Below are 11,665 nucleotides of genomic sequence, written 5' to 3'. Positions count from 1 at the left end.
ACTGCAGACTACACACCCATCATTAAGGCCGCCTCGTTGAGGAGCTCATTGGCCTCGTTTATCATGAGACCTGCATGGACAAAGTGTTCATCATCCCCATCATCATAGAACCTCAGGAACTCCCTCAGAGAATCCCGGTAAATTCCTGCAGCCCTGAGTATCCTGCTGTGAACACCCTCAAGTCCTGCATCCGGAACTTCGAACCTTATATCGTTGAATATTTCACTTAATGAACGCTCTATATCCATGAATTCGTCTTTGAGTTCCTCAGGATTCTTCCCACCCTTCAGAAGAAGAAGGTTACCCCTGAAGCGGTTCACATTGTACCCTATCCTCTGGACATACCTTTCCATACTCCTGGTATACATAGGACCTCCCCATTTTAGTCTGATCTTTCCCTAAAATAGATTTGCACCACATTACTTCGCTATAGAAAGATATAAAGAAGATGCGACTGTAAGTATCGCAAGAAATGAATCGGGTTTCAGTAGGGCTTCCTTCTGAGTCCCATGAAATAGCCCGCCCCAACAAGGGCTACGAGGACCAGAACACCCAAAATAGCATAAAGTGGAATTCCAGTGGCCTGATACGACCTAGTTCCCCTTTCATGGATTTCATACGATTTTCCAGGGCCTTCTGAACCTGGAGAGGATGCGTCTGATCCTGAACTGGCATCCCGTGACTCTTCATGAGCCCCCGGACCTTCAGTTTGAGTTAATGAGTTCTCTGGGACGCTGCTGCCACTATTGTCAGTCTGAGGATTAGTTCCAGGGGTTGAACCGTGCTCACCACCCCCTGAGGGGTTTTCAGCTGGTGCGAATGCTGAATTCATTGTGGCGGCATATAACCTTGATTTAACCCTTGCAAGGAGATCTGGGTTAATGTACTGCATGGCCCACTCAATCATTGCGATGTTGCCGCAGCTGCAGTCACAGCAGGCAACACCATACTCTGCAATTGAAGAGGCCCACCTGCTGGCAATGTCCCTGACCGTCTTCTCATCTGCATGCCAGTAGCCGCTGTGTATGGCCGTCAGCATTGTCCCTGTTATGCTGATCATGGCATAGGCCCTATCGCCTGTTGAAAGCCAGTTTGAAACTCCAACGCCATACTTATCCCTGATGTAAATATCATATGCAGTCTCCCACATCCACTCAGAAACTGAGCCTGGTCTTGTCACCTGCCATCCCCAGAGGTTACTTATGAACTTTCTTGACATGTATCTGGCGCCGCTGTAACCCTCATTCATCATACCCCTGATCCATTCAGGGTTGTAGTAGCGTGAAGCCATCTCCCTCGCCATGTAGCTCTCAAGTGATAGGACCCCTGGATTTGATCTTGTGGCATAATTGAGCACATACATTGAGGGTGCATATCCATTTACCCTCTCAAGGGCCATAGAGAGCCCTCCCCAGTAATCAAAGAAGTCATCATTATCCAGCACACCATAGAGATTCGTGTTTCTACTGGTGAATACCTTTGAGATGCCCTGAAGCGCCCTTCTGAATACTGCGGGGTTTGATGTTCCCCACCTGGTTGACGAATAGATGTTGCCCATACGGTTAAGGTAAAAGTCCGCGAGCTCAGTTCTGTTGTCCCAAGTCCAGCTTAACTCGGCGGATTTAGATATGCCTGCACCATAGTCATTCTCAGGTGGAGCGAATATCCTTGATATTGCCCATTCCCCTGCCTCTCTTGGGGTGAAGTTAAGTGAAATGTAGTATTCAAAGTCCTCAACCCAGTGCTTTGCCACGTAATTTTCATCAAGGGGTTCACTGCCAAGTCCATAGAACCCTATGGGCTGGAGCACAGCATCAAGTGCATCCTGGAGGCTACTTCCATATTTCCTCTGAAGGAGGGGGTTACTCAGCACTGTGTAGTAGGACCTTGCAAGGGCTGTCCTGAACGCCTTATCAAGGAGTCCAGCCTGCCTGCTGTAAAGGTCACGGAAGAGTCCGCTTGTTACTATAACCACATCGATTCTCCTTTTAGTCCATCCATCTGGTCTCACAAGGTCCTTAAGCTCAACGTACGCTGGCATCTCCTTCAGTTTCTGGCCGCCAACACCGGCACTGGGACTGTCTGACCACCGGGGTTCCATTCCCAGAAGGTAGAGGACCATTGAAATAAGGGCCCCATCGTCACGTGCAGTTTCAACGCACCATATACCCACAGCGACCTTCTCGGTTGTATCGTTTATGCTCTGAAGAAGGAGAAGTTCAAGGGTCTTACCATACTCCCATGCAGCCACTGTTGGGATCTCAGCTGCCTGATCCTGGAAGAAGTTCCTGCCCGTTGGCAGAACATCCGGATTGCTCACCGGATCAGCCCCGGCGCCCGGATCAATGAATCTAGCATCAAGTGCCTCTAGAAGGGCCTTAACCTCATTTTCAGTGCTTTCATGTATTGTGTCAATGTAATGAACTGCCTTCTGAAGTACAGCGACCAATCTGTCACTGGGAGTTGCTGTGATGGATTTAATGGTCGCATTAATGCCCGAACTTATAATACCCTGGATTATGGACACGCATTTATCCTGAACAGAGCTCCTCTGAGATGCTGTGAGATTACTGTAGGGTTTTCCATAGAGAAGAAGTGCCACCTCATCATGGAGACTTGTCTCGATGGTTGGTGATACACTGAATGGTACAGACAGAATCGATGTGACAAGCATCGCCACCTCCTCACCGGTCCAGTTTTCGCCTATCGCATGTAGACCATGAGGATAGAGACTGCTCTGAAGACCCTCAAGATAGGCTTCAAGTCTGGATACAAGCTCTTCATCTCTAAGATTTGCTATTGAGGTCCCCAAGTATGTTTCAATGGTGTTCTGAAGCTTATTCTCCCTTATGATATCGTGAATCCTCTTGATGATCACTGATCTCTGATCCTCCGTTGCTCCATCATACTGCTGGATGAGGGTTGCGAGTGCCCCATAACCTCCATAAAGAGCTGTGAATACCATTGGGGGTGTTAGGTGGTCTATTATAACCGCTGACCCCCTTCTTTTTGCCTGAATACCCTCAGCAAGTCCGTCGACAATGTAATAGTATATCTGGGGTATGTTACCTTCAACAATCTCCGGGAAGTCATAGGTTGCAAGGAGGACCTCCTTTCCAGGGAGCCACTCATAGGTTGCATGGCGCCCCATGTGTACCATAGCATTGACGTTCTCCTGGATATACCTGTAAACTGCAAGGTACTGGTGTGGTGGCGCGACAACCATACTGTGGTAGAGTTTGGAGATATCCCCCTCCCATCCCCTCTGTGGTTCAGGACATATGAATATGTTTCCGAACCATATACCAGGGATCACAAAGTACTCTGTGCCATTTCTTGTTACTGTCATCACATTTCCTGAGGGATCGCCCCAGCCACAGAGGCCACTGATGTTCAGTGCAAACCACTGCCTCTTAAGTGAGAGGAACTGACTATAGTATGAAATGTTCCCTGTTCTGACGTAATTTCTGAGAACCGCCACAATATTATCAAGGAGAGAGACCGCCCTCAGAGTCTGGTTATCCGGTAAAAGGGCCATCATGCTCTGGTACCATGAGTCGATGCGTGAGTCCATATCATAGCATCCAAGATTAACAGCCCTCCTGCACAGTTCACCTATGTAACCCACGGGACCCTCAACAACCTGGACCCTTGTCATGTTATCCAGTGATGAGAACCATGCCATATACTCACTTACAGGGTAGAGCACAGCACCAGGGGTATTTGCAAGCCTCTCAACCTCCCCCTGTGCCCAGGAGGCAACGTTTATACCCCTCTCAAGTATAAGTCTGAGGAGTTCTGCTGTGCTGGAGGGAATGTTCTCAACAGAATAACCGTTCTCCTTAAGGATTCTGAGTATATTCAGAATGCTTGTGGGAACATCAAGGTAACTGGATCCCACATTATTCTTGCCTGGTGGATAGTTATAGTAGATAAGTGCAACCCTCTTTTCAGAATCCGGGAGTTTGCCAAGCATCACCCAGTTCCTCACGGTGAGGGTAACATCCCTTATGTTCTCATTTATCACCTGATATAGGCTGTACCTCAGACCTGTAATGGGATCTGTGACCGGTTCTGATTTTGTTGCAACAAGTGCTGGGTCCATGTTTCCCTGGGCCTCTGGAACTGCAATGTGCCACCATCTGTCACCCGTGATCTGTCCAAGGCCGAGTGTGCCAAGTTCCCAGTCACGGAGGGTAAGGTGATCAGAATGAATTGCCTTGAATACCGGGACATTTAGGGCTTCGAAGAATTTGGTGACATTTGTGAACTCTTCTCCCCCAAGTCCATATGCGAGGAGGTTTACCACAGCATCAACGTATACTCTGTAATTCCCTGGTGATGCAAGGAAACTGGCAGTATCCGGTGCATCTGTAAATGATTTCACCATGACATCAAGCTGCGAAGGGGTTGCGCCCGCTGCCACTACAGGTATGACATTGAGGTTCAGGGCTTCAAATGCATCTATGAGTGCATAGTATGGCTGGAGCATCTGATTACCCACATAGAGGGTACTTTCAATTATACCAACACATCCAGCTGCATCCGCCCTCCAGTGGTCCATCATATACTGTGTCAGGTTCCCATACCATCCATCCCTGTAGATACCGTATTCATATTCACCGGATGCACACCATGATGGCTCCTTCCAGAAGCCAGTATCTGGAACACCAACCCTGTTAAGGGCCCAGAGAATCATGTTTTCGGCTGCTTTCCTGTTGAGTATGTCCTTGTAGAGCACCGCCCTGTTATAGTCGTCTGGAAAACCCGAATGCAAGGTATAGTTAAGTACTGATTCATAGGGCATCCCCCTCTTTGTATTCATATAATAGTCCATCAGGGTATCTGATGGAAATGTGCCCAATATATAAGTGCCAAGGACATTTGAGTACCTCATGAGGTTAACATTGGAAGGATTTGATGACACTGCCGGTTCAAGAATAAGAAACATTCCGCCAGCTTTACTGGTCACATCTGGATGGGCAGTGATTATACTCTGCAGTGCTGATGATACAGAGTCACTCAGCCACCCCCCTATGAATATGTCACACGATGACAGCAGGTTCAGGAGTTCATTTTTACTCATACCGGTAATCTGGCTGTTACTTCTTATCTGAATGACAACATTTTCGGCGATGGGCTGATAGCCAAGTATATTATTGCCATGTACCGCCTGATTCATGATGAGTGCCTGTGACTCGTCGGTTACTATCAAAACAAGAATTTTGCCGGGTTTTTTAACCATGAATGATGTTTCATAGGTGTTATCTGTTTCGTTCAATTCTTCAACACTGTTATCAGGATCAACAACCACCTGAAGCCTGTGAACACCCACACCAACAGGAGTCCAGTTAAACACCACATCACCCACACAACCAGCACCAAGAGACGAAACAACCACAGAAGACACAGGAACACCATTATCCACAAGAAGAACACGAAAAGTCCCTGAAGCAAGTAATCCATTATTTTTTAGGGTTAAAAGAAGGTAATGGGTCCTGTTTACCTCAAATGATGTGACTGATGCTTTCATTAAGTGAGGAATGAGATTGGGAAGTGGGCTTCCAGAAGTGACTGTAATGTTGATCATGTTGTCTGTTTCGTTCAATTCTTCAACACTGTTATCAGGATCAACAACCACCTGAAGCCTGTGAACACCCACACCAACAGGAGTCCAGTTAAACACCACATCACCCACACAACCAGCACCAAGAGACGAAACAACCACAGAAGACACAGGAACACCATTATCCACAAGAAGAACACGAAAAGTCCCAGCTGATGATCCGCCGCTGTTACCGACTGTCATTTTAAGGGCAACGGGGATTCCTGAATAGATGGGTCCATCGATATTCCCCCTTATCCAGAGGTCCGGTCTGTTGTCCGCCTGTGTGGTGTACCTCACAGCGAGGGTGGCTATAACAATCTTATAAAATGAAGCGGTCCTATCATAAATTAAAATATTGTTTCCAGGTGTTACAAGGTCTGTCACATTCCAGCGATTAACCCCACTGTAGTCTCCCTGAATCTGACCCCCGCTGAGTCTTCTGTTATTGAATCTATAGGATCCGTCTGTGCTTGATGCATGCACAACCACCAGCTCAGCATAATCTGGGTCTGTAATCGCTGATTTAAATGTGGCTGAACCTGTGTAATCTTCACTGTAGTAAGAATCCACGTCATGACCTACATTAACCCAGTAGTTAACATACCCTCTACTTCCAGGTAAATCATAGGCTGCCACAAGGGTTATCAACTTTATCCTTCCATCATATGAACCCGTGGTGTTAATCAGCACCCTGTTACTGGATCCGGTGATATCAGTTACATCATACCAGATGAGATAATCACTTGTAACTCTAACTGTATGGTCATTTACCATGAGATACGGATCCCTTTCATGACCCGGCCCAAGTATAGCAGTATTATCGTTTCCACCATTTGCAGCGTATGTATATGTGGTGTAAAGTTCCTGATAATCCAGATTGCGGTTATTGTATGTTACATTGACCCTTGTATTTCTGGCCTCCTGCATGTGCCCAGAGTATACAAGAACATAGAGGTTTGCATTGCGCACGGAGGCGTTTTTAGGTAATTTGAAATCATAAACCACATATGCCCGTCCAGCCATCTGACTGCTATCGTTAGCAGTGCCATTAGTACCAATGTATGAATCCACATAGAGACCGCCGGTAACTGTACCATTCTGAGTTGTTGATAAATGCATGCCACCCACGTATGGGTCCGCATATGAAAATCCGGACATTATGATTGAAATAATGAAGAAGAAAAAAACCGAATAGAATACCCCTCTTTTTTTCTCCATTGGGAGTTCACCTTCATTTAATTCTCAAGTGTCTGTTACTTAATTTATGAAGTCAAACATTTAAAATATTTTAGAATTAATACTAAAAATCGTATAATTGAAAATTAGTAATACATATTTTGATAATGTTAAAATTTTACCTCACAAAGGTGTTACACCATGAAATCAAAATAAATAAAAAGGTTTTTATTATGTCAGCGCCTCATCATCTCGTCCTGAAGCTTGATCTGAATTGTGAGACAAGTGCAACGCCTGTACCTGTTTTTAGTGCGTTTCCTGGAACCGTGATTATATACCTTGTGCGTCTGCTCCAGCTTCCAACAGGGGTTATAATGAGCCTGTTACCACTGATTCTCTTCCTGATAGATTTCAGCCTTCCGCTGGATGTCCTGACGGTTATTGACTTGTAGGCTGTTCCTGCCGCTATGTTCTGGTTGAATATTATAACTATGGCCTTTATTCTTGAAACACCCACAGCACTGTTTCTAGGATCAACTGAAACAACCCTAAGAGGTGTTAGTGCCCTTAGAGTTACCTGTGAGAGGTTATTCACTCTCAAAGTATGAGTTCCAGCCGTTAGCGCAATCCTTAATGTCACTGCTACCGTTGAGCCGGGTGCAACGGTCACTGTCTGGTTGGTTCTGGGAATTCCATTGATGTAGAGCACCACTGTGTAGTTACCGTCCACTTCACCACTATTCGTAAGATTAACCCTCACAGTTACATTCAGAGGCGAAACACCACTTGTAGGTGTAACAGTAAGGTTAGCCACTGTCACATTAGCAGGTCTGAGGACACTCACAGCCTGAGCCGTAAGGTTACCCACCGTAACATTGTAGTTTCCAGCTGGGAAAACCCTGTTGAATGTCACAGGTACCGTTGAACCAGCAGAGACATTAACCACCTGAGTATCAACCACTGCACCATTCACTTTAAGCTCAGCTGTATAGTTACCATCCACTTCACCACTATTCGTAAGATTAACCCTCACAGTTACATTCAGAGGCGAAACACCACTTGTAGGTGTAACAGTAAGGTTAGTTGCGGTGATATCAGCAGGTCTGAGTGCGGTTATGTACTGAGCTCTTGTGGTTGTATCCTCTCCTCCCGGACCTTTCACTGTGAGTTTCACCGTGTATTTTCCAGGGACTGTGTATGTGTGAAGCGGGTTCTGCTCTGTACTGTTCGTTCCATCACCAAAGTCCCACAGCCATTCCGTTGCCCATGTTGAGGTGTCCTGGAACTGAACATGAAGTGGAGTTACTCCCTCTGTTGCGTTGACCGTGAAACTGGCTACAGGTGGATGGTATTCAAGGACAAGGATTGCCCCAATTGCCACGAGGTTGTCACCGTTACTTCCATTGTTGTAGCTCTGTATTCTTGCTGTGTTTGCACCATCCTGAATCGCCTCTGTGACGTTGTATACACTGAATCCGAGCTGGGGTCCCACAAGATAATCTGCCCAGAATCCAGTGTATTCCATGCTATTGAAGTATAGCTTACTCTTATTCTCTTCGTTTGCAGATGCAGTTATGATAATAGCTGTGGCGTTCTTCATTGCACCGCTGCTTATATTGTTGAAGTTTGCATACGCTGTTGCTTCAGTGTTATTCACGCCATATGTCGGCATGCTGTAAAGAAGGTCTGTTCCATCATTTATCCAGATCCTCTTGAAGTTTTCTGCTGCATGTTCATAAATTACAAGGAGATACGAGCCATAGAGAGCAGTCGTGGTGCTGATTCCACCTGTAAGTACAAGTGTATTGTTCTCATTTATCCTGAGATGGTCTGTTACATTGTATACAAACAGCCCGCTGGGGTAGTTATATGATCCATAACCCTTGGTGTCATTGTAATGTGCCGCTGGAGTTATGGTTACCCCATTGAATGTTGCAGTAAAATCAGGTACTCCACCAACTGTATTCCATGTGTATGCCTGGTATAAAATTGCCGCCTTGAAAGTGGCCCCCACTGGTATTGCAAGGTTTTCAGGAGTCCATGTAACGATATATGGGTTCTGCCATGCCCCTGAACCGCTTCCACGGTATGTTGAATTGCCTGTTGAATATCTCAATCCCAATCTGCCCTCAACCATGAGACATGTATTTATATCATCTCCTCCAGTGTATCTCTTACCCTTATAACCGTTGTAGTAGACGGTCCTTGTTGCCTCATAAATGTTGTTGGTTTCATTGACCTCATCAACCTCACCATCACAATCAACGTTGATGTTAACTGTGACAACCCTTGCTGCTGGTGGTGTGAAGTCATCAAATGTTACATTTGTACTGGAACCCGCAGTTAAACCCTCAACCGTTTTTGTGCGGGTGTAGTCCCCTATGGTCAGTTTTACCTTGAACTGACCCACCGCGACGGTTCCATTATTGAGTACTGTAACCCTGATTGTGTTTGGTTCATTGGCAAAGAGTTCCTGATGCCCTGCTGCGTTAGATGGGTTATAACTCACACCTGTAATCCTAAGATCGGGTGCTGTTTTCACCTTCTGAACTGCCATTATGATCTTGTAATAGTTCCCTGTTGACCTGCGGTATGTGAAGCTGTTTGAGCCCACCATGTTGTAAAGATCCTTTATATCCCATAGTTCATATCCGCTGTAAGACCCTCTCCTCTCGTATGTACCATTCTGAAGGTTCTGGTTGTTGTATGTGTATAAACCGTCCTGACTTGCCGCATGAACCACCATGAGTGTGGCGCTCTGAACATTTCCGTTAAAAGATCCATTGAACCGGGTTTCGCCCGTATAGGAATCATCATTGTAGCTGCTTACGTCGTGTCCCACATTCACCCAGTAACGCGTTAATGTTGAACTCCCGGGCATGTCATAGGCCACAATGAGGGTTATGAGCTTTATACGACCATCAAATGAACCAGTGGTGCATACATTGGCCCAGTTGGTTGTGCCGGTGTGTGACTTTACATCATACCAGAGAAGGTAATCGCTTGTAACACGCATTGTATGGTCATTTAACATGAGGTAGGGGTCGTTATCATGTCCTTCACCCAGAAGCCATGTGTTGTTGTTTCCGCCGTTGATGGTGTAATTGTATGTGTCATAAAGTGACTGGCTGTCCAGTAGCTGTCCATTGTAGGTTACATTGATGTATGTTTGTCTTGCTGCCTGCATGCTACCCATATATACAAGCACATACAGTGTTGCATTTTTGATGCTGGCCCCCTGGGGAACCGTGTAGTTGAATGTGTATGTGACATTCTTCTCATCGGTTGCATTGAAACCATAATAGGAATCCACCAGGAGATCGCCTGTGACTGTGTCATTCTGAATTGTCTCCAGAGGTTTTCCACCCACATAGTTATCGGCAAAGGACGTCCCTGTAAACACTGCAATCAGACTGGCAAGAAGCAACAAGTAGAAAAATTTTTTCAATAAATTCACCTCCCCTCAATTTTATCATAATATCCTTTATTTTAATATTATATAAATTCAGAGTTATTACTTTATATCCTAAAATATAAATTATTAGTATTACTAATGTGGTGCTATAAACAGCTAATTCCAAAAATCAGGGCCATTCCAAGTAGCAGTAAACCACTTAAAATGACTTTTCTTTTCGGATCAGTGTAGATGGTCACATAATTTCATTCAAAAAAACAGATACAGTTCACATATATAATGCTTAACAGAACATTACTTATGATACGGTCAAAGTACGCCTTCCTCAAGAGGCTCATCAGGGACCTCAAAATGAGGTCTATAGATGTGGGAGAGGAGCTTGAGGGGGCTACACCTCCATCGGTTTTCATAGGGAGCTGGAACTACCCCAAGGTCTATGCAGGACCCATGATAGCCCCCATGCAGGGTGAGGTCGAGATATTCGACTCACCTGAGAGATGGATACCTGAGAGTAAAACACAGGAGGAAATCATAGACTACCGCCTCAACCTCATAAGGGGTAAGCAGCTCGTGGGAGTCAGGGACCTTGATAACCATCTCGTGGAGAAACTTCAGGAAATATCACTCTCATCAGGGGCCATTGAAAGCGAGGCCCAGTTCAGAAAAAAACCAAGAGGCCTGTTTTTCAGTGAGGAGCAGACACCCCACGGCCCCAGTGCAGTCATTGAAAACTTCGAGATAGAGAACGTTAAATGGGACCGTGAACTTGAAAGGGCCCACTACGACACGGACCTCAGGGCAGGTGAGGCGATAGTGGAACTCCACCGGAAGGGAACCCCATTCTCTGCCATACAGAAGGCCCTCTCGGTGGGTGCGCTTGGTGATGCCAGGAAAAGGAGGCTGGTCCCCACAAGGTGGTCCATAACAGCCTGCGACAGCACCCTTGCGGACCACTTCCACCGGAGGGTCCTTGAATATGATATCCTGGACACCTACAGGGTCCATGAATTTGAAAGCCTCAAAAACAGGTACCTCATACTCCTCACACCCTCAGAGTGGCAGTATGAATGGATGGAGGCATTTATAAAGGGTGACAGGCGTGCAATGATATTCTCAGACCATGAAACACTGAAGGGTAAGAGGGAGTACTCAAGGGTTGGTGGCTGCTACTACAGCGCCAGGATGGCTGTCCTCGAGGCCCTGGACAGGGAAGAAAAACAGGCGGGGGCCATCATACTCCGGGAGGCCTATCCGGGTTACGTGCCCCTGGGTGTCTTCAATGTCAGGGAGAACGTTAAAAACGCCATGAAAACCAAAGCACATGAGTTCAACAGCCTTAAAGAGGCCCTTGAATTCATGGACAGCAAACTGAAACTTGGACTTGATGCATTCAGAAGGAGGAGTAAGCTGCTGCGGGATATCAGTTCTTCAAGGCAGACAACCCTGGACTCATTCTTCAGGTGAGA

General features: G+C 46.1%; 4 protein-coding genes. 1 reads left to right on the top strand and 3 read right to left on the bottom strand.

The features are described from left to right. Window positions 1-8: 8 nt before the first annotated feature. The 3 genes from QFX30_RS04580 to QFX30_RS04570 all read right to left on the bottom strand — a co-directional run bounded on the left by QFX30_RS04580 (window position 9) and on the right by QFX30_RS04570 (window position 10,211). Window positions 9-368 carry a hypothetical protein gene (locus QFX30_RS04580; RefSeq protein WP_300476419.1) on the bottom strand — a complete coding sequence of 120 codons (360 nt, stop codon included), beginning with the start codon at window positions 366-368 and terminating at the stop codon, window positions 9-11. 116 nt (window positions 369-484) lie between these two features. After that, window positions 485-6,826 (bottom strand): cobaltochelatase subunit CobN, encoded by a 6,342-nt coding sequence (locus tag QFX30_RS04575; RefSeq protein ID WP_300488842.1) that lies wholly within the window; start codon window positions 6,824-6,826, stop codon window positions 485-487. Between the two features lie 205 nt (window positions 6,827-7,031). Beyond that, complete coding sequence (locus tag QFX30_RS04570; RefSeq protein ID WP_300488838.1) at window positions 7,032-10,211, bottom strand: DUF3344 domain-containing protein; 3,180 nt, start codon at window positions 10,209-10,211, stop codon at window positions 7,032-7,034. A 288-nt stretch (window positions 10,212-10,499) separates the two neighbouring features. On the opposite strand from QFX30_RS04570, the gene QFX30_RS04565 reads away from it, so the two are divergent. Then, on the top strand, window positions 10,500-11,663 hold the full coding sequence (locus QFX30_RS04565) for an Nre family DNA repair protein (protein ID WP_300489128.1): 1,164 nt from the start codon (window positions 10,500-10,502) through the stop codon (window positions 11,661-11,663). Window positions 11,664-11,665: the final 2 nt, after the last annotated feature.

The organism is Methanothermobacter sp. (assembly GCF_030055435.1).
Lineage (GTDB): Archaea > Methanobacteriota > Methanobacteria > Methanobacteriales > Methanothermobacteraceae > Methanothermobacter.
The sequence above is the reverse complement of the archived record's forward strand: the minus strand, read 5'-3'. Positions and strand labels throughout refer to the sequence as shown.